17 protein-coding genes and 1 riboswitch are annotated in these 20901 nt (G+C 43.2%); of the genes, 13 read left to right on the top strand and 4 right to left on the bottom strand.

Features of this window, described 5'->3' with window-relative positions; all coding sequences use genetic code 11:
* The first annotated feature begins 35 nt into the window (after positions 1-35).
* The 7 genes from IGI66_RS00820 (at position 36) to IGI66_RS00850 (ending at position 8566) form a co-directional block, all read left to right on the top strand.
* Positions 36-716 carry a metal ABC transporter ATP-binding protein gene (locus IGI66_RS00820; protein ID WP_010782092.1) on the top strand — a complete coding sequence of 227 codons (681 nt, stop codon included), beginning with the start codon at positions 36-38 and terminating at the stop codon, positions 714-716.
* The gene (locus tag IGI66_RS00825) at positions 689-1519 is read left to right on the top strand and encodes a metal ABC transporter permease (protein ID WP_010782091.1); all 831 of its coding nucleotides are present in this window, start codon (positions 689-691) and stop codon (positions 1517-1519) included. The genes IGI66_RS00820 and IGI66_RS00825 overlap by 28 nt, the downstream gene beginning before the upstream one ends.
* Positions 1520-1758: 239 nt before the next feature.
* Positions 1759-2577, top strand: coding sequence for a pur operon repressor (purR, locus tag IGI66_RS00830; RefSeq protein WP_010782090.1), 819 nt, complete (start codon positions 1759-1761; stop codon positions 2575-2577).
* A gap of 233 nt (positions 2578-2810) precedes the next feature.
* The gene (gene glmU / locus IGI66_RS00835) at positions 2811-4178 is read left to right on the top strand and encodes a bifunctional UDP-N-acetylglucosamine diphosphorylase/glucosamine-1-phosphate N-acetyltransferase GlmU (RefSeq protein WP_086305901.1); all 1368 of its coding nucleotides are present in this window, start codon (positions 2811-2813) and stop codon (positions 4176-4178) included.
* Between the two features lie 97 nt (positions 4179-4275).
* Entirely contained in the window at positions 4276-5247 is a 972-nt protein-coding gene (locus tag IGI66_RS00840) for a ribose-phosphate diphosphokinase (RefSeq protein WP_010782088.1), read from the top strand.
* A 168-nt stretch (positions 5248-5415) separates the two neighbouring features.
* Entirely contained in the window at positions 5416-7842 is a 2427-nt protein-coding gene (locus tag IGI66_RS00845) for a hypothetical protein (protein ID WP_438847047.1), read from the top strand.
* Positions 7843-7846: 4 nt separating this feature from the next.
* Positions 7847-8566, top strand: a complete 720-nt coding sequence (locus IGI66_RS00850) for an ABC transporter ATP-binding protein (protein WP_438847048.1) — start codon at positions 7847-7849, stop codon at positions 8564-8566.
* An 867-nt stretch (positions 8567-9433) separates the two neighbouring features.
* Here IGI66_RS00850 and IGI66_RS00855 read toward each other — a convergent pair.
* The gene (locus IGI66_RS00855) at positions 9434-10936 is read right to left on the bottom strand and encodes a helix-turn-helix domain-containing protein (protein WP_010782085.1); all 1503 of its coding nucleotides are present in this window, start codon (positions 10934-10936) and stop codon (positions 9434-9436) included.
* 170 nt (positions 10937-11106) lie between these two features.
* Between IGI66_RS00855 and IGI66_RS00860 the strand changes: the two genes are divergently transcribed.
* Entirely contained in the window at positions 11107-11715 is a 609-nt protein-coding gene (locus IGI66_RS00860; RefSeq protein ID WP_010782084.1) for a TMEM175 family protein, read from the top strand.
* Positions 11716-11771: 56 nt separating this feature from the next.
* On the opposite strand, the gene IGI66_RS00865 is transcribed toward IGI66_RS00860, so the two are convergent.
* Complete coding sequence (locus tag IGI66_RS00865; protein WP_010782083.1) at positions 11772-12515, bottom strand: amino acid ABC transporter ATP-binding protein; 744 nt, start codon at positions 12513-12515, stop codon at positions 11772-11774.
* A gap of 128 nt (positions 12516-12643) precedes the next feature.
* Positions 12644-14242, bottom strand: a complete 1599-nt coding sequence (locus IGI66_RS00870) for an ABC transporter permease subunit (protein ID WP_010782082.1) — start codon at positions 14240-14242, stop codon at positions 12644-12646.
* Positions 14243-14366: 124 nt separating this feature from the next.
* A riboswitch (Lysine riboswitch) is annotated at positions 14367-14540 on the bottom strand.
* A gap of 306 nt (positions 14541-14846) precedes the next feature.
* On the opposite strand from IGI66_RS00870, the gene IGI66_RS00875 reads away from it, so the two are divergent.
* Genes IGI66_RS00875 through IGI66_RS00885 form a run of 3 tightly spaced genes read left to right on the top strand, consistent with a single transcriptional unit; the run spans position 14847 to position 16955 of the window.
* Positions 14847-15545 carry an NAD-dependent protein deacylase gene (locus tag IGI66_RS00875; RefSeq protein WP_438847051.1) on the top strand — a complete coding sequence of 233 codons (699 nt, stop codon included), beginning with the start codon at positions 14847-14849 and terminating at the stop codon, positions 15543-15545.
* Between the two features lie 47 nt (positions 15546-15592).
* Positions 15593-16426 carry a chorismate mutase gene (locus IGI66_RS00880; RefSeq protein ID WP_086305895.1) on the top strand — a complete coding sequence of 278 codons (834 nt, stop codon included), beginning with the start codon at positions 15593-15595 and terminating at the stop codon, positions 16424-16426.
* Position 16427: 1 nt separating this feature from the next.
* Positions 16428-16955, top strand: a complete 528-nt coding sequence (locus IGI66_RS00885; protein ID WP_086305894.1) for a transcription repressor NadR — start codon at positions 16428-16430, stop codon at positions 16953-16955.
* Positions 16956-16971: 16 nt separating this feature from the next.
* Here the strand turns inward: IGI66_RS00885 and def are convergent, their stop codons facing one another.
* Positions 16972-17535, bottom strand: coding sequence for a peptide deformylase (gene def, locus IGI66_RS00890; RefSeq protein WP_010782078.1), 564 nt, complete (start codon positions 17533-17535; stop codon positions 16972-16974).
* Between the two features lie 266 nt (positions 17536-17801).
* Between def and rpsO the strand changes: the two genes are divergently transcribed.
* Both rpsO and pnp read left to right on the top strand, forming a co-directional pair.
* Entirely contained in the window at positions 17802-18071 is a 270-nt protein-coding gene (gene rpsO / locus IGI66_RS00895) for a 30S ribosomal protein S15 (protein ID WP_010747233.1), read from the top strand.
* Positions 18072-18486: 415 nt separating this feature from the next.
* The gene (gene pnp / locus IGI66_RS00900; RefSeq protein ID WP_010782077.1) at positions 18487-20616 is read left to right on the top strand and encodes a polyribonucleotide nucleotidyltransferase; all 2130 of its coding nucleotides are present in this window, start codon (positions 18487-18489) and stop codon (positions 20614-20616) included.
* The last annotated feature ends 285 nt before the right edge of the window (positions 20617-20901 follow it).

A 20901-nucleotide genomic window follows, 5' to 3' on the forward strand; every position in this document is an offset into this window, starting at 1 on the left:
AAGCGAGTCATTTATAGGAAAAAGGGGCGAAAAAAATGTCGTATATCCAGGTAGAAGATCTTTCATTTTATTATGACAACGAACCGGTATTGGAAAACGTTTCTTACCATGTAGACCCCGGTGAGTTTGTCATTTTAACTGGAGAAAATGGTGCCGCAAAATCGACATTGATCAAAGCGACATTGGGGTTGTTAAAACCCAGCAGTGGAAAAGTAACCATTGCGAAAAAAAATTCCCAAGGGAAAAAATTGAGTATCGGCTATATTCCGCAACAGGTCGCTTCCTTCAACGCAGGATTTCCCAGCACTGTTTTGGAATTAGTAGAATCCGGGCGTTATCCGCAAGGAAAATGGTTTAAAAAACTCTCTCCTCGAGATCACGAGCATGTGCAAAAGGCACTAGAATCCGTTGATATGTGGAATATGCGCCACAAAAAGGTCGGAGAATTGTCTGGTGGGCAAAAACAGCGCATCAGCTTGGCGCGTTTGTTCGCTAAAAATCCCGATTTGCTGATTTTGGATGAACCGACTACGGGAATGGATGAGAAATCGCGCAATGCTTTTTATGAATTGCTGCGCCACAGCGCCCACGCGCATGGCAAAAGCATTCTTATGATCACCCACGATCATGAAGATACAAAAAAATACATGGATCGTCATATTCGATTGGTGCGAAAGGAGAATTCAAAATGGCGTTGCTTTCATATGAGTTCATGAGACGGGCCTTTCTAGCCGCTATCTTTATTGCAGGAATTGCCCCAATGCTGGGTGTCTTCCTAGTCATTCGCCGCCAATCACTGATGGCAGATACCCTGTCTCATGTTTCGTTGGCAGGGGTCGCCTTAGGGTTCTTCTTGAATTTGAACCCGACCGGGACGACCTTGTTAGTCGTAGTCGTCGCAGCGATCATCATGGAGTATTTGCAAAATATGTACAGCTCCTATTCGGAAATATCGATTGCGATTTTAATGGCGGCTGGTTTGGCAGTAGCCTTAGTATTGATGAGTCTGGCTCCGGGGAGTTCGGCAGTCAGCATACAGTCGTATCTGTTTGGTTCGATCGTTACGATCACTTGGCAGCAAGTCGTCTTTTTAGGGATTTTATTTGTGTTGGTAGGTATTTTGTTCCTATTATTCAAACGTCCGATGTACGTGTTGACCTTCGACGAAGACATCGCCGCAGTGGATGGGTTGCCTGTCCGCATGATGTCCATGATCTTTAATGTGGTCACAGGTGTAGCCATTGCCATAATGATCCCTATCGCAGGGGCGCTGCTGATCTCGGCGATCATGGTGCTGCCAGCCGCGATCGGGATGCGCGTCGGCAAAAGCTTTAATATCGTGATTTTCGTCAGTGTTTTCGTCGGCTTCATAGGAATGATCGGCGGATTGACCGGCTCGTACTATTTAGACACACCGCCGGGCGCAACGATTACACTGGGCTTCATCTTATTGTTCCTAATCGTTAACGGGATTCGCCAATTCCGAATCATGATTCAACGTAGACAGGTTCAAAAGTAGAGGAAAGCGAAAGCTTTTCCTCTTTTTTTGCGCAATAATTAATAAATTCCGAACTTTTCGACTTTAAAACAAGAAAATGCTCGAATTTTATTCGCTAAACCCTTATAATGAGAAACGATAAATCAGAAAAGACGATCAAATGCGTGCTATTCGTTTTCTATGAACAGATAGACGCTCAAAATCAAGTATTATTTTCCGGTTGAAAAATAGGACATTAAATTGAAATAGGAGTGAATTACGTGAAAGTACGTCGAAGTGAACGATTAATCGACATGACACAATATTTGTTGGATCATCCCCATGACTTGATTCCACTAACATTTTTTGCAGCTAGATATGGTTCGGCCAAATCATCGATCAGTGAAGATTTAGCCATCGTAAAGAAAACATTCAAAGAACGAGGAACCGGCTTTTTAGAAACGATCCCTGGTGCTGCGGGCGGTGTTGTCTTCACACCAAGTATCACAGACGAGGAAGCGCAAGAATATATCGAATCTTTGGCGGAACGTCTGTCAGAAGAAGACCGTTTATTACCTGGCGGCTATGTTTACTTGTCCGATATGCTGGGGCAGCCTGACTTGCTTCGCAAAGTAGGACGGATCATCGCAGCGCAATATTTAGACAAAAATGTGGATGCCGTCATGACGGTTGCCACAAAAGGGGTACCGATCGCGCAGGCTGTTTCCTACTACTTGAACGCGCCATTTGTCATCGTTCGCCGTGACTCAAAGATTACGGAAGGTTCAACCGTCAGTGTGAATTATGTTTCAGGTTCTTCAGAGCGAATCGAGAAAATGGAACTGTCAAAACGCAGCTTGAAACGCGGATCAAAAGTTTTGATCGTGGATGACTTCATGAAGGGCGGCGGGACCGTTAACGGAATGAAGAGCCTGATCGAAGAATTTGAAGCGGAGCTTGTGGGTATTACCGTTTTTGCAGAATCGAAGTTCAAAGGTGAACGCGCCATCGATGATTATAATTCATTGCTGTTCGTCCAAGATGTCGATACGAGTACGAAAACCATTACCGTCGTACCGGGAAATTGCTTCGATAACTAAAATATAGAAGTGCTATGCTGAGTGGACTCCCTTTATTTTTTAATGGATGGAGTCTAACGGGCTAGCCTTTTTTTCGTCTGGCTAGTAAAATGGTAGAAGCGCGGAAAATGACAGATCGACGAAAGACCGCAAATGGAAGGAAAACGTGTTTTTGTTTGTTGTTGCACGGTCTGTCTCGTTAGAAACTTCCCAAAATATAAAAAACAGTTTAAACGAATAAGGAGTGACTTCTTTTGGAAAATCGTTACGCGATTATTTTAGCAGCGGGTAAAGGAACTCGCATGAAATCAAAATTATACAAAGTCCTGCATCCTGTTGCAGGAAAACCAATGGTTGAACATATTATCGAGCGGGTGGTAGAGACCCAACCAACAGAGATCGTGACCATCGTGGGACACGGTGCGGAAATGGTCAAGGAACAATTAGGCGACCGCAGTGAATACGCGCTGCAGGCGGAACAATTAGGAACCGGCCATGCCGTGATGCAAGCAGCCGAATTCTTAAAAGGAAAAAAAGGTACAACGTTGGTCATCAGCGGCGATACGCCGCTGCTTACGACCCAAACCTTAAACAATTTGTTTGACTATCACCAAGGCAAGAAGGCCAGTGCGACGATCCTGACCGCTCATGCCGACGATCCAACCGGCTATGGCCGTATATTACGTGACCATGTCGGCATCGTAGAGAAAATCGTTGAACAAAAAGATGCCACTCCAGAAGAAGCGCGGACGCAAGAAATCAATACAGGAACCTACTGTTTTGACAATGAACAACTGTTTGCGGCACTGGAAAAAATCGGAACGAACAATGCACAGGGAGAATATTACCTGACGGATATCGTTGAGATCTTAAAAAACGAAGATCAAACAGTGGCCGCTTACCAAACGGAAGACTTCGAGGAGTCTTTAGGGGTAAACGACCGTATTGCATTAGCCAATGCCAATGAAAGTATGCGCCGCCGCATCAACCGTCAACACATGGTCAATGGCGTAACGTTTATTGATCCGGCAACGACGTACATTGATGCAGGAATCGAGATCGGTTCTGATACGATCATCGAACCCGGCGTGCAGATTCAAGGAAACACGGTGATCGGTTCAGACTGTGTCATCGGAGCACATTCAAAAATCGTCGACAGTACGATTGAAGACAATGTTGAGATCAAAGCATCTGTTTTAGAAGAATGCATCGTGCGAAAAAATGCAGATGTAGGTCCAAATGCTCACTTACGTCCACAAGCGGACATTGGGGAAAATGCCCATATCGGAAATTATGTGGAGATCAAAAAAGCAACGATCGGTGAAAATACGAAGGTCGGTCATTTGACGTATGTAGGCGATGCGACACTCGGAAAAGATATCAATGTGGGCTGCGGCGTTGTTTTTGTCAACTATGACGGCAAAAATAAACACCATACCCATGTCGGCGACCATGTCTTCATCGGTTCAGGTACCAATATCATCGCGCCTGTCACGATCGCTGACAACAGTGCGACCGCGGCCGGTTCAACGATCACGAATGATATCGCTGAAGGCGACATGGCCATCGCCCGTGCACGTCAAGTGAACAAAGAAGGGTATGCAAATCATCTGCCATTTTAAGGAAAATCTCTTGATTTCTTAAAAGGAAATGACTAGTATTTTATTTGAAATGGTATATAATCGGTAGCGTACGTTTAAAAAGAAAGTGGAGGTCCCCATGTCGAAACATTATTTTGATCCAAGATTGAAAATTTTTGCTTTGAATTCAAATCGTCCCCTAGCTGAGAAAATCGCTGAAGAAGTTGGTGTTGAACTCGGAAAAAGTTCCGTTACCCAATTTAGCGATGGTGAGATTCAAGTAAACATTGAAGAAAGTATTCGTGGCTGTCATGTCTATGTCGTTCAGTCAACAAGTAGTCCGGTAAATGATAACTTGATGGAATTGTTGATTATGATCGATGCCTTGAAACGGGCGAGTGCAAAAACAATCAACGTCGTAATGCCTTATTATGGTTATGCCCGTCAGGATCGTAAAGCACGTGCACGGGAACCAATTACTGCCAAACTTGTAGCCAACATGATCGAAAAAGCTGGCGCAACACGTCTGTTGACGCTAGATCTGCATGCGTCTCAAATCCAAGGATTCTTTGATATTCCTGTGGATCACTTAATGGGTGCACCATTGATCGCAGATTACTTTTTAGAAAAAGGAATCTACGGCGACGATGTCGTGGTTGTTTCACCTGACCATGGTGGGGTAACACGCGCACGTAAATTAGCAGAGTTCTTGAAGGCGCCGATCGCGATCATCGACAAACGTCGTCCGAAAGCAAACGTCGCTGAAGTCATGAATATTATCGGGAAAGTCGATGGCAAAACGTGTGTCATCATCGATGATATGATCGATACCGCAGGGACGATCACACTTGCAGCGAATGCGCTGAAAGAAGCGGGAGCTAAACAAGTGTATGCGTCATGTACACACCCTGTTTTATCTGGTCCGGCAATGCAGCGTATCCAAGATTCAGCGATCGAGCATTTAGTCGTAACTGATTCGATCTACTTATCTGAAGAACGTAAAATCGACAAGATCGATGAAATCAGTGTGGGTGTATTGATGGGGGATGCAATCAAACGTATCCACGAAAACAAACCAGTTAGCCCATTGTTTGAAACACATAAAAAATAAAGTTGTTGAACTAGATACTCTATAAAAGGGTATCTAGTTTTTTTGTGCGTTCAGTTGCCGGGTGTCTTTTTTTATCACTTGTAAGAAATTTGGACAAGCGCTTTCACCTGAGTGTTCTTCTGATATGATAGTAAGTAGAAGGACGTAGCAGAGAGGACGGAGGCACATATGCAAAAGTGGATGGATCGTATTTCTATGGTCGTTGGCTACGGTGTAGTCAGCATTGCTTTATTTTTTAAACTTATTGGCGGAACAGGTCAACGGTATAGCTTGATCGAGGTCTGGGTTCGCAGTTTGTTGAGTGGTCATTTTCTGCACTTTTGGCAAACCGCTTTTCCCGCAGGAGTCGGTCTTTTAGTAGGATCTGGTTTCTTTTTGGTCTTAGTTCTTCTGTATGGACTCGACGCACTGCTGATTACTCGTCACCGCCACGTTTCCTTCGTGCAATCAGCAAAAGCAGCTTGGTTGTACTTTACGATGTTTTTCTATTTTATTTTTATTCAATTTTATGCCAGCAGTATGTGGCTGGTCCTTTTTTTGATTTTGTGTGCGTTGGAATTTCTACTGAATCGGTACCTAGAGGACAAAGTCGAACGGGACCGAAAGTATGCAGAAGCGCAAAAAGTTGAAAAAGCCTATTTGAAAGAACGGAATCGGCGGCTGGCCTTTCCGGGAAGCTACCCACCGGTGGTGCATCAGATTATTCGTAAAAATATCCGCTTTTACTATAAGGACTATCTGCTGTTGGTTTTATCGAATGCGCTGGTGTTTTTCGTAGTGCGCCTGCTTTTTTTCACGTATCACGAATTTAGCAGCGGGCACAGCGTGGAGAGTCTCTTTGATCGAACGGGCCTTCTTCGGATCATGATTGAATCCGGTGGGGTCTTACTCCTGTTGCTGTTCTTGTTTTTGAGTTTTATGGACGGTTTATTTATTGATTTTAAGGCGAAGCATATGAAGCTTCTGATCCAACTGGGGATTCGGAAAAAGACATTTCTTCTTCTGCTGCTGGAGGAGTTTAGTCTTTGTGGATTACTGGGAATCGGATTGGGGAGTATCGCCAGCTTGTTGATAACTCGGGGCGGGGAAGGCTTTGGTTGGGCCGTGTTGTTATCCACAGGGCTGTGGATAGTTGCGATGGCTGTGCATCAAGAAAAGATTTTACGGCTGATCCAGTTTCAACCACGAGAGCGGCTGAGCCCCGATCAACCTAGCGGACGTTGGTTACCCGTATTCCTGACGCTCGGTCTGCTTTTTTTTGCAGTGACTTTTTGGTGGTTTCATCGTCGAAAATCAGCGGAGACGTTGCTGGTGATCGGGCCTCTGACGGTCGCACTATTTCTACTGTTTTACAGCGCAGGTGGCGCATATGTCAAACGTAAGTATAAGAAACGAGTGTTTCTGCTCTCTCGAAACGATCTTTTCTATCGTTTCCGCAAGAGTATCCATGTTTTTGTGCTAACCACACTTTTGCAGTTGTTGATAGTGGGCTTCTTTTTGCCGCGTTTGATCACCCTTCAATTGACCACAGTGGATTCTTTATTTCCCTATGACGTCGTCGCAAAAGTCAAACAGCCAGAAGTAAAAAAGGTAGAACGAGCGTTGAAACAGGAACACGCGCAGTGGACAACGTATCCTTATGTGTCTGTCACATCTGTGGATGGCGATCCTGAGTGGGAATTTTTCGGGACTTCACGACCAGTGATGTTCATTCAAGGACAGCATATCGGGATTTCAGAAGCAACCTATCAACAGCTTCGTCAGATGAATCACTTGGGGAAGCATCCTTTGGGATTAAAAAAGGGGCAGTGGCATGTCGTTTATCAACAGGCGATCAGTATTCGTGGGCAACCGATTGACTGGGACCCTCAAAGCGCCCGTCCGCGTTTGCGAATCGGGACGCCTTTAGAAAGCTACAATACTGCCAATGTCGATCAGATTTTTCCAATGCGCCAAATCAAGAGTCAGGAGCGTCTGCTATTAACCGGGATGTTTCAACGGGGCCTGCAAGAAAATATTCTTGTGTTCGCCGATGAGGAATTTGCGGAATTCGCTAAAATGGAGACCCCTCGCCAGTTATTTTTGATCACTGGGGATCAAGCCGTCGGCACGTCGCTGCATTTTTTGAAGCAGCAGTACGCGGAGGATAAACGTTGGGACGCAGCGATCGAACCTGTGTATGAGAAAGCTCAACGAAAACGAAACGTAGTCACTGAAAATCAGTTACACGTTTTATTGTTGTTGTTTACCGTGTTCGTTTGCCTGTTCATCAGTGTCGGGATACTTGCAGCAAATTTTGAAAGTGATCACGACGATCTGCTTGCGCGCAGGCGATTGTTGGATCAATTAGGGATGCGTCAGAAGGAACAGCGGAAACTAATAAAAGAGCAAGTTGGACTTTTCCTGCTCGTCCCCATACTTGTCGGGTTAGTAATCAGTTTGGGCTTTATTTGGATCATGGGCACGCTGCGTTTCTTTGCGATAGATGAATGGCAGCAATTTACCCGTCTTTTTCTAATAGACTATAGTCTGTATTTGTTTTGTTGGGCACTGACGGCGGTCTTTCTTTATCGTCGAATTGAAAAGTGGAGGTAACTAGATGGAACCGATCATTGAAGCGGTAGCAATCAAGAAGAATTATGGACAGCAGAACGTATTAAGAGGGATTGATCTGACAATTCTTCCTGGGGATTTCCTGTGTATCATGGGGCGCTCCGGGTGCGGGAAAACGACCTTACTGAAAATAATAGGCCTGATGCATCCTCCGACCAGCGGGGAAGTTGCCTTCGAATCCAGATGGACGCAGTCGCTTTTTCCAGATGAGCTCTCGGATATTCGCAGGAGAAAAATCGGTTTTGTATTTCAGGAGTTTAACTTGATGGAAAGTATCAGTGTAAAGGAAAATATTCTTTTGCCAGCGATTTTGGATAAACAGGACATCACGAAAGCAGAAGAACGAATGGCGCCATTTTTTCAACTGTTGCGGATCGAGCAGTTCTTGGACAAGCTGCCGCAGGAATTATCTGTTGGAGAAAAGCAGCGAGCGGCGATTTGCAGAGCACTGATAAATGAACCGCAAATTATTTTAGCCGATGAACCAACTGGAAATTTAGACAGCAATGCTGGAGCAGAAGTCATTAATATTTTTAAACGAATCAATCAAGAACTAGGCATCACGATCGTCATGATCACCCACGACAGTAAAGTCGCGCAGGCGGCTAAAGAGGTGCTTTTTTTGAAGGATGGAAAAATTTATGACCGTCTGGTAAATGGTGTGGGGTCTGAAACACAAATATCGGAGAAAATGTTAGAAGTTTAATAGGAATATAAAGAAAAGAAGTGTCCGTTCAATCGGAGACTTCTTTTTTGCTGCGTCTAAAAATAAGGATTGGACCGGGTCCGTTATGGCTAATATTGGCGACAATCCTACGCTTTTTGAGCCTCAACCAGCAGAGAAAATGCGAATGAAACGCATGAAATCACCGCCGTATTCTAGGGACAAAAAAAGAGCTCATCGGTGGGTGGCCGATGAGCAAAGGAGTTAAAAAATGAAAAAGTGTTAGGGTTGTTTGTTGGTATGCTTATATAATAGCAACTAGTTGTGAATTATTTGTGAATGAAGATTGGCAGAAAATCAAAAAAAGTAGGTCTAAAAATATTTGTTTTTTTCTTATTATAAAAAAAGGAGCTCATCGGTGGGTGGCCGATGAGCAAAGGAGTTAAAAAATGAAAAAGTGTTAGGGTTGTTTGTTGGTATACTTATATAATAGCAAGGAGATGTGAAAAAAGTGTGAACGAGGATTGTTTGAAAATTAAAAATTTTATAAAGAATATGGTTATTAATTAACTTGACAAGTATTTTTAATCTTATTTTTATAAAAAAAGAGCTCATCGGTGGGTGGCCGATGAGCAAAGGAGTTAAAAAATGAAAAAGTGTTAGGGTTGTTTGTTGGTATGCTTATATATTAGCAAGTAGTTATGAATAAAATGTGATAAAAGACTAGAGAAACAATTAATTTTAGCGAAAATAAATCTTTCTAATTAGTATAAACAAGAGTGTACTTACTTTTTCTTTTGAAACAAGAAGGCTTTTTAGCAGGGAGCACTCACTTCAAAAGACAAAAAAGCCGAAAAGGAGGTGGGCTTCCTAGAAAGCGCTCCTTTTCGGCTCGAGAATGGCACGAGCTTATTCGTATACTCGGTTCTTTTTATCGTAAATATTTCGCAGCTCTAAATAAAGCGGCACAAGTTCATTCTTAGTATAAGGGAAATCCAGTTGGTACAATTGAATATTTGGTTTTTCCTTTTTCAACAAGGAAGAAGAACTGATGATCAGATCATAATCGTCTTTCAAGGACACGTCGTAAGGTTCGGCATCAATGAAGCGCAGATCTTCCAAGAAACGGTACAAGTCGCGAACGAAAATTGCATTGTGCTCTAACGCGATCCCTACTTTTAAATTATGCGCATAAGGAAACTGATTAAAGTAAGGCAATAATAAGCGCTTGAAGGCACGTGTGATCATTGGATGGATCGAACTGATAAAGCTGTAAGAAGGATTCTCTTTAGCTAATTGCATGAAATTTTGGATGTTTTGGAATAAAATGTATTCGCCTCGTGTTTGCTTCGCTTCTGGGTCCAGCACCAATTCAATAATGCTAGGAAACGGCTGACGGAAAATAAAGTAGCCGAACGTGATGTTCAGCATATTTGCCACAACCAAAGGGTCATCCATAATTTCCGGACGATCTGGGAACAATGCCTTTTTGGCAAAGGTACAGAACTCCATAACAAAATCATTGACCGGATTTGGACGAGCATCGAAGTCATGGATCGTCTGTTTCATGCTTTGATCGTCTCTAATCGTATAGAAGGGTGAGTAGTGCGCCAAGAAATAAATAAAACTGGATTCACCTTTCAATTGACGGGTCGTCATGGGAACATCTACTAATTCCCGTAAGGACGTAAAATCATAGTAAGGATTGTCCTTCATCAAGAAATTATAGCGAGGGTCGTATTTGACGAACTTTTTATTGCTGACACGGATCATGTTGATGCTGGTGAATAGCTTGATCTCCTGATTGCCGAAATACGTGCGTGACAGTGGGAAATAATCCTTGTACGTATCCATGATCTTCGCCAATTGATGCTGGTCGACATCTAACGGGCATTCAATTCCGCGGGTTCCAAGCCATAAAAGGTCGAATAACGCTAAACGAATCAAGCGTTCATCACCGGACATGCCGGCTTCTGTGTATGTAAAGCGAATATTGAAGCGTTTCAAGTGTTTTTTTAGTTTGTCGATCTTCCGGGAAACGGTAGAGCGGCTCACAAAATATTTTTCACAAAATTGTTCAATTGTTGGATTTTCTTCATTCAAGAAGTATAAGATAAACTGGAATGGGACGGCCTGTTGCAACAAGTGGTAACGATACTCATCGATCGTAGCATTTAAGTTTTCTAAATTCACTTTGCCGGCGCGCATCATGATCGTTTCATGGTTGGGCCGAATCTCCGCCAATTCTTGATCTATTTCATTTAATTCAATCACACTTTGCTGGTAGTTTAAATCTAAATCTTCTGACAATTGACTGATTGCTAACACTTGCTTGGTGGACTGATTTAAATATTTAAAAATATTAAAACGTAAGAGGAGCGACGCATCAAACATAAGTTCCTCATATAACATCTGTTTTCCTCCTTTATTAAATTAGGCGATTAATCTGAATTTTTTTAAGCATATTTCTTTTATATTGTACTTTATTTACATAAACCTGTCAGTTATTAACCGGTAAAAAGTGAGTAAAATTATATAGGGAAAATCATTTTTCATGCTATTCTAAGAAAGAAGGTGAAAAAATGACAAAGTCGCGTTTAGAAGCATTTACCGATGGCGTGGTTGCGATCGTTTTGACAGTCCTCGTGTTGGATATTCAGATACCAGACGCGCCAACACTCGCTTCATTGCTGAGCATAACCAACACACTGTTCGCCTATACGGTGAGTTTTATTTTCGTGGCAGTTATCTGGGTGAACCATCATCGCATGATGCAGATGGCGGAAAAGATCAATTATAAGGTTATCTGGGCAAATATTTTTTGGTTATTTTGGCTAACGTTATGTCCGGCCGTCACGAGCTGGGTAGGACGCAATCCTGGAGAATTTTGGCCAGAGGTTTCTTATGTCATGGTCTACACGATGTGGAGTTTTTCTTACGGGGTGTTATCAAAAAAAGTCATTACCGCCAATGACCCAGAGAGTCATGTTGCGAAAGTTTTGACACGGGATCGCCGCAGCAGATTATCTATGCTGATCAATTTAGCAGTTTTGGCAGGCGTGTTTGTTTATCCGCCGATCGGGATCTTTGGGCGTTTCTTAGTTTCAGGTATTTGGATCGTTTCATATCGGAAAGCAGACGAATATTACCACAAAGTTTTCGGCAAAAAAAATCGCGGCAGAAGTGCGTAACTTCTGCCGCGATTTTTACGTATATTTGTTGGTTTTTCACCAACCCAAAAGACTTTTTACGGTTCTGGATGCAACACACGGTGTAAGAATTCTTTGGTCCGTGCTTCTTTCGGATGGACAAAGATGTCTTCAGGGGTTCCTTGTTCAGCAATGACGCCTTGGTCCATGAAGATAACACGATCCGACACTTCTTTTGCGAAGGCCATTTCATGGGTTACGATGACCATCGTCAAGCCGCTCTCTGCCAATTTCTTCATAATATGCAGGACATCGCCGACCATTTCAGGATCTAGCGCGGAGGTCGGTTCGTCAAACAACATCACTTCCGGGTTCATTGAAAGGGCACGGGCAATTGCGACCCGCTGTTTCTGACCCCCTGAAAGCTGTGCCGGCTTCGCATCAACGAAACGAGCCATCCCCACTTTTTCCAAGTTTTCCAACGCCACTTTTTTGGCTTCCTCTTCTTTTCGTCCTAAGACGGTCACCTGACCGCTCATGCAATTTTGCAGCACGTTCATATTGTTGAAAAGGTTAAAGGATTGGAAAACCATTCCCAAATGCGTCCGATATTTCGGCAGGTTGTAACCAGGGGCTAGAACATTGTCCCCTTGGTATAAGATTTTGCCGTCTGTTGGTGTTTCAAGTAAGTTGATACAACGTAGAAAGGTAGATTTACCGGAACCAGAGGCACCGATGATCGTTACCACTTCTCCTTTGTTGACGTTCATACTGATATCTTTTAAGACGAGGTTATCGCCGAAGCTTTTCTTCAAATGTTCGATTTCAATAATACTGCTCATGTCTGCTCCTCCTTATTCTTATTGCTGAACGCATTTTTTTAAAAAATACGTTCGATGTTCATACCGTATACCATTCTGCTAGAGCGAGAAGCAAAATAGTCTATCGGGACTCCTTAATCTATCTGGAATTATTTATCTTCTCCGACAGCTACATCAACCTCTTCAATACGAACATAGGCTGAAGGGCCGTCCATTTTCTTCTCAACGACACGTAAGAGACGAGTGGCAGTGAAGGTCAAGACAAAGTAGATCACACAGATGATGAAATACGTTTGGAAGAACATATAGTTCGTTCCAGCCGCGGATTTCCCTTGGAAGAACAATTCAGAAACAGAGATGATACTCAATACAGAGGTATCTTTAATATTGATAACCAATTCATTCCCCGTTGCTGGCAGAATGTTTCGTAACACTTGCGGCAAGACCACTTTACGCATCGTTTGACCATGGGTCATCCCGATCGCGTGAGCCGCTTCGAACTGTCCTTTATCGACTGCGAAGATCCCGCCGCGGACGATCTCAGACATATAGGCCCCCGTATTAATAGAAACAATAAACAATGCAGCAGCCGTTCGATTCAAGTCGATCCCGAAAGCCATCGCGATCCCGTAATAGATAACGGCAGATTGTACGATCATCGGTGTGCCGCGGAAAATTTCAATGTAGGCATTCAATAACCAGCCAAACACTTTTTGCAGGCCGCGTTTTGCAGAATTGTCTGATTCAGGGATCGTCCGAAAGACACCGATCAATAAACCGATCAAAGTCCCAACCGTTGTTCCCACAATAGCAAGCAGTAAGGTCATTCCTGTTCCTCGTAAGAACATCGAACCGTTTTGTTTCAAGATACGAACGAAGACATTTTCTTTTTTACCAGAAGCGTTTTGCGTTTCATCCGTCGCTGGCTGATCTTTGATGGCTTGGTCCATGACCTTCACCCGTTCGTCTTGAGAGATGCCGGACAAGATCTGATTGACCTGGGCCATATTAGCGTCGCCTTTACGCATGCCGACCGACACCTGAACATCTTCAGGGTTGGTTTGGAACCCGTTTGCTTTGTCAAATTCCACCATTTTAAGGTCAGGATTGACACTTTCCGCCGTCACGCCTTCTGGTCGTTCACTGACGTAGCCATCGATCGTTCCCGATTCCAAAGCAACACGCATTGCTGGGAAATTGTCCATGGCTTCCTGTTTGTTCACGTCAGGGATCTGAGGAATAACGTCATAATGGAACGTACTTAACTGTGCGGTGATCTTTGCCCCCGCAAAATCTTTGATGTTTGTCGCTTTGGCATATTTTGTATCTTTCCGTGTAACGATAACCAATTGTGATTCGTAATAAGGATCGGAAAAGTCTACTTCCTTCCGGCGTTCCGCTGTTGGAGACATCCCGGCGATGATCGCGTCGATCTTGCCGGATTGAAGAGCGGGCAATAAGCCGTCCCATTCGGTTTTGACGACGACCAGCTTACGATTCATTTTGTCCGCAATTTTTTTCGCCATTTGGACATCGTAACCGCCAGCGTAGGCTCGATCTCCTTGGATCTGAACGGCGCCATTCCGATCATCCTTTTGCGTCCAGTTGAACGGTGCATAGCCGGCTTCCATGCCGACCCGTAACTCTCCTTCAGGTGTTTTGTCATCCGCGTGTGTAATCAACGGTGCTCCTAAAAAAGAAATGAATAATGCGATAAGTGCGATAACTGAAAATTTTCTTCTATTCATAGTTTCTCCCTTTCTTGAACTCACGAGATTGGGTAGGGCTGTCTTTGAAAATCTACAACAAAAAAAGCCGCCGATTTGTGTATAAGGCCGCTTGCAGATAATAAGAAGATGGTGTTCCCTCTCACAAAAACATAGCGCAACTTAGCATCACTGCTAAGACAGTCCGCAAGTTATTTGCTTGCGTCCCAACATACAAAACAAAGAGAATTTTGTACATTTCGGCGAAACTTCCTAGACCTATTTCCACGTGTCTCTGCACTCCATAGGGTTAATAAGGTTCGCGACCTCTACCTCATTGTTCTGAGGCATCTCGTATTCAGTTATTATGTTTCACAGTCTAAAGCCTATAAATGAAAAAGTCAATGGGAATCCTTTGAAACGAACAAAAAAATTGTTTGAAATTTTTAATCTGAAACGTTTTGATTGTTTAAAAAGACAAAAAAAGAATACGAAGATACATCCATTAAGAAATTTCAGTCTTTTTATTTCAAAGGAGCAAAAACCTTTTCGATGATACGGAGAATTCTTCCTTTCTTCTATAAAAGAAGTGAGACTTTTTATTTTACGCGTCATTTATACTATACTGATTCTTGAGGTGATAGAAATGGAAATCACAGTTGATCTGGCTGCAGAGATGCTCCAGCAGCATAAAAAAATGACGTTTCTAACTGGAGCAGGTGTTTCCACGCCATCAGGAGTCCCAGATTACCGCTCGCTCCAAGGCGTATACCACGGACTGGAGGCACCAGAGTATTTATTAAGCAACGAATGCCTGATACGCGAACCAGAAAAATTTTATCAATTTGTCAAACACTTATACCATGAAGAGGCGCGGCCTAATGTCATTCATCAAGCCATGGCAGCGATGGAGAAGACAAAAGACATTTGGGTCGTCTCCCAAAATATCGATGGGTTGCATGCGGCGGCTGGCAGCGAAAAACTCGTTCATTTCCACGGGTCGCTGTACGAGTGCTATTGTCGGAAGTGCGGAAAATCAGTATCCGTATCAGACTATCTGCAAAGCGATCGTCACGAGGAGTGCGGCGGTCAAATTCGTCCTGACATCGTGTTGTATGGTGAGGGATTTGAAGAAGGCGTCATTCAACAAGCCGTTTCAGCAGTCAAAAATGCGGAACTTGTGGTAATCGTCGGGACGAGCTTTCAAGTTCATCCGTTTTGTGATTTAATTTATGAAAAACGCAGAGATGCGCAAGTCATGGTCATCAATCAAACGCCGATCCAGTTAGCCGGTGCCTATACGTTTGTACAGGCGAATGGAGTGGAGGTATTTGAAAAGCTATAATACATTCATTGGGTGAAACCAGTTTTTATCTACGAGGAGGAAGATGTGTGGAGTTAACAGAAAAAGAAAAGATGATCGCCGGTAAATTATATTTTGCAGGTGATCCTGAATTAGCAGCCGATCGAAAAGATGCGCGGGTCAAATTACGAGCGATCAACCAAGAAACAGACAAGAAAAAACGAGAAATGTATGTAAAATCTGCTTTTGGGGGGACAAAAAAGCGCGTCTACATTGAACCAACCATTTCCTTCGATTATGGCTACAATATTTTTGTTGGGGAGAACTTCTATTGTAATTTCCACAATGTCTTTTTAGACATTTGTCCAATCACGATTGGCGACAATTGTATGTTCGGACCCAATGTTCAATTGTATACGGCTAGCCATCCGTTAGAACCAGGAAAGCGCAATAGCGGGCAAGAATTCGGCAAGCCGATCACGATCGGCGACAATGTATGGATCGGCGGTTCGTGTGTGGTGGTTCCTGGGGTAACGTTGGGGGACAATGTCGTAGTGGCCGCGGGGGCAGTGGTGACAAAATCTTTTCCAGATAATGTCGTAGTTGGTGGAAATCCTGCACGTATCCTAAAGACGATCGAAGAAGAAAATGAAAAGAACGAATTGGTGCAAGCCCGAGAAAAAATAGATACGATCGATCAGGAAATCGTTGGTCTCTTAGAAAAACGACTGTCCGCTGTCAGCGAAGTAATCGCGTACAAGGCGCAAACAAAAAAGGCCGTTTTAGATACGAGCCGTGAAGAAAACGTGTTAGAGAACGTTGCTGCTTTAGTGAAGGACGAAAATTATCGCGAAACGATCGTTGAGACATTCAAGGATATCATGAAGCAGTCGCGTAACTATCAAGAAGGGCGGTTGGAGTAACATGGTCGATGGCGATAAACGCAAAGCCGAGATTTTAGAAGCGTTGCAGCAAGCAGATAAACCGATCAGTGCGACTCGTTTTGCAAAGGAATTCGGCGTGAGCCGTCAAATCGTAGTGGGGGATGTGGCGTTGCTACGAGCAGCAGGTGAAACAATCATTGCCACTGCACGAGGCTACCTATTGGAACGCGAGTCAGAAAAATTGATCAGTAAAATTGCTGTTCAACACGGACCGGAGCAAACAGAAGAAGAATTGCGCACAATAATCGAAAAAGGCGGAGAAGTCATTGATGTTGTAGTGGAGCATCCGTTGTATGGCGAATTAGTCGGCGGACTGCATTTGATGACGCAGCAAGACGTCGATAGCTTTATCAAGGAAACCAGTGGGCTGCGGGCGACACTTTTGTCGGAGCTGACAGGCGGCATTCACCTCCACACGATCGCCTATGAAACACTGGATGATTTGGCAGAGATCAAACAGGCGCTCTCAGAAAAAGGAATCTTATATGAAGAAAAACACCATTCGTAGTGAATGGTGTTTTTGCTTATTCGATGACTAAAACGCCGTCTTTCAATTGCAGCGGGTTCTTTTCGTCTATATGGTCGTAGAACATGATGCCGTTGATATGATCAATCTCATGCTGGACGACGATCGCATTGTAATTTTTCAAGCGAATCTTGTGTTTTTCACCCTCAGCATCATAATAAGAAACGGTGATGCGTGCCGCCCGAACGACATAGCCGGGAACTTCACGATCAACGGATAAGCAGCCCTCGCCTTCGCCTAAGCAAGCTTCCTGTACAGAGTGGCTTAAAACTTTTGGATTGTACATCACCGTACTAATACCGTTCTCCGGTTTTTCTGGGTCAACACTTGGTACATGGACCGCGATGATCCGTTTTGAACTATCTAATTGGGGAGCCGCTAAACCGACACCGCCACGTAAGTGTAATTCTTCTGCTTTCACGGGATCTTGACTGTTTTTAAGAAATTGAAGCATCTCTTTTCCAAGGGCCACGTCTTCAGCAGTTGGAGGAATCGGGACCTCTTTCGCAACATCTCTTAAAGTCGGATGGCCTTCCCGAATAATATCATCCATTGTGATCATTAAAAAATCTCCTCTCAAAGCTGTCTTTCATCACGTTAGTTTAACACAAAAAGTAAGTAAGGTAAAAAAACTGTTTTTGGAACGACGGTTCTTTAAAAAAATTGTAATGATTACAAAAGACAGGCTTAAATTGCTATACAGCTTGATTTTTTAGAGCAAATCAAGTAAAGTGTTAGAGTGTGCAAAGCGCACCACCTATCACTTGGTTGGGCGATTCACCAACGCTCTACTCAGTCGTAGGAAGAAAATAGGAAGAGGTGAAAACCATGGCATTATCAAAAGAACGTAAAAACGAAATCATCAATGAATATGCTCGCCATGAAGGAGATACTGGTTCTCCAGAAGTACAAATCGCTGTATTAACGGAAGAAATCAATCAACTAAATGAGCATGCACGTGTCCACAAAAAAGACCACCATTCATACCGCGGTCTAATGAAAAAAGTTGGTCATCGTCGTAACTTGTTAGCTTACTTACGTAAGAATGAAGTACAACGTTACCGTGAATTAATCCAACGTCTAGGACTACGTCGTTAATTCGTACTACTATTTAAGAGTGAGGTTCCTAGGAATCTCACTTTTTTTACAGTTAGGCTTTTCGCAATAGTGTAAGTATGCGTTCTAGTAATAGATTTTATGCGCTGTATTGAACAGGCAGTTTAGCCTAATGTTATGCGTACGAAAATCAGTTCATTTTTCTGGTTTTTAGAAATATGATTTCACTTAAAATGAGCTAGCTGTTAAATTCTAGTATACATGTAGAAACATTCGTCTCTTATTTAATGTATTTGCGAAGGGGACTAAATTAATCGAACACCGAGGTTCTCTCGGTAAAAATAAACCCCTTTGATTGGCGTGTTGTCACTCTACTAACCAAATGCAAGAAGCGAAGGTTTTCGCTGTTTCCATTTGTTTAGTAGCGTCGCACTGGTCAAAGGAAAAAGGAGAAGTTATGACAGAAAAGCAAGTTTTTAAAACCACTTGGGGCGGGCGCCCTCTGCAAGTTGAAATCGGTCAGCTTGCCAAACAAGCCAATGGCGCAGTGTTAGTTCGCTATGGCGATACCGTTGTGTTAAGTGCAGCTGTTGCATCAAAAGAAGCGAGAGATTTCGACTTTTTCCCATTAACGATCAATTACGAAGAAAAAATGTATGCCGTTGGTAAAATTCCTGGAGGCTTCATCAAGCGTGAAGGACGTCCAAGTACAGATGCGACGTTGACTGCTCGTTTGATCGACCGTCCGATTCGCCCAATGTTTGCTGATGGCTTCCGTAATGAAGTGCAAGTAACAAACGTTGTAATGAGTGTGGAACAAGATTGCTCACCAGCGATGGCTGCAATGTTTGGTTCTTCATTAGCCTTAGCTATTTCAGATATTCCTTTTGAAGGCCCAATCGCAGGTGTTGATGTTGGTCGCGTAAACGGGGAGTATGTGTTGAATCCTACGACGGAACAACACGCCGCATCAGATATCGATTTGACTGTTGCTGGAACAAAACAAGCCATCAACATGGTAGAATCCGGTGCAAAAGAAGTTTCCGAAGAAGATATGCTAGGTGCGTTGTTGTTCGGTTTTGACGCAATCAAAGAAATGGTCGCTTTCCAATCTGAAATCGTTGCTGCTGTCGGCAAAGAAAAAATGGAAATTTCTTTATTACAAGTGAACCCTGAATTGAAAAAAGAAATTTTTGACAGCTATTACGAAACAATGAAGACGGCTGTAATGACAATGGACAAATTGGCACGTGAAGACGAAATTGAAAAAGTAAAAGAAACAGTCAAAGAAGTCTATGCGGAAAGATTTGCGAATGTTGAAACAGAAGATTTGGTTCAAATCACAAAAGAAGTGAAACAAATCGCGGAAGATCTTGAAAAAGATGTTGTCCGTGAATTGATCACAATCGATAAGATTCGTCCGGATGGCCGTAAATTAGACGAAATCCGTCCGTTAGATGCAGAAACAAGCATCTTGCCGCGCGTACATGGTTCAGGTCTATTTACACGGGGACAAACGCAAGCATTATCTGCTTGTACGTTGGCTCCTTTAGGAGAACATCAAATCATTGATGGATTAGGAACCGTTGAAAGCAAACGATTCATCCATCACTATAATTTCCCGCAATTCTCTGTTGGTTCAACAGGGCGTGCTGGCTCACCAGGTCGTCGTGAAATCGGACATGGTGCATTAGGTGAACGTGCGTTGGCGCAAATCATTCCTAGTGAAGAAGATTTCCCTTACACTATCCGTTTAGTTGCGGAAGTATTGGAATCAAACGGTTCGTCTTCTCAAGCAAGTATCTGTGCTGGAACATTGGCATTGATGGATGCAGGTGTGCCAATCAAAGCACCGGTTGCCGGGATCGCTATGGGCTTGGTCTCTGATGGTGAAAACTACACGATCTTGACTGATATCCAAGGATTAGAAGATCATCTTGGCGACATGGACTTTAAAGTTGCTGGAACAAAAGACGGAATCACTGCTTTGCAAATGGACATCAAAATCCAAGGGATCACAGAACAAATCCTTTCTGAAGCGTTGACACAAGCGAAAAAAGCACGGATGGAAATTCTGGAAGTCTTAACAGATACAATCGCTGAACCGCGCAAAGAATTGAGCCCATATGCTCCGAAGATCGAAATGATCCAAATCGACCCAGATAAAATCAAAACAGTTATCGGTAAAGGCGGCGACACGATCAACGGTATCATTGAAGAAACTGGCGTGAAGATCGATATCGATCAAGATGGAAATGTCAGCATCGCTTCTTCTGATGCAGAGATGATCCAAAAAGCAATCAAGATCATTGAAGAATTGACCAAAGAAGTCAAGGTCGGCGAAGTTTACTTAGGTAAAGTCGTTCGTATCGAAAAATTTGGTGCCTTCGTGAACTTGATCAAAGGCAAGGATGCGTTGGTCCACATTTCTCAACTTGCGAATGAACGTGTAAATAAAGTAGAAGATGTCGTGAAATTAGGCGACGAAGTATTAGTGAAAGTAACAGAAATTGATCGCCAAGGACGCGTGAATGCGTCTCGTAAAGCCTTGTTGAAAGAAGAAGAAAGCAAAAAAGAAGAAAAATAACCGATCCTTCGGTTAGTCTTTGACTTTTCTTTCTGAAACTTGGATAATATGGATAAGTTTTAGGGGAGTAGCAACATAGAGTCCTCTCTATGCTTTTAGATCAACAACTAGTGCAAAGCGCGCTGGTCTAAAAGGTAATTTGCAAGACCTAAACAATAGTGGAAACTGTTGTTTAGGTCTTTTTTGCGAATTCCACTCCCTGCGTTAGCTGGGTAGTGGAATCGTATGCGTACGAAAATAAAAGCATTTTTCCAGATTTTGGAAAAATGGATTCATTGGAACGGA

The sequence above is a fragment of the Enterococcus sp. AZ048 genome, from assembly GCF_051715125.1.
Lineage (GTDB): Bacteria > Bacillota > Bacilli > Lactobacillales > Enterococcaceae > Enterococcus_A > Enterococcus_A gilvus.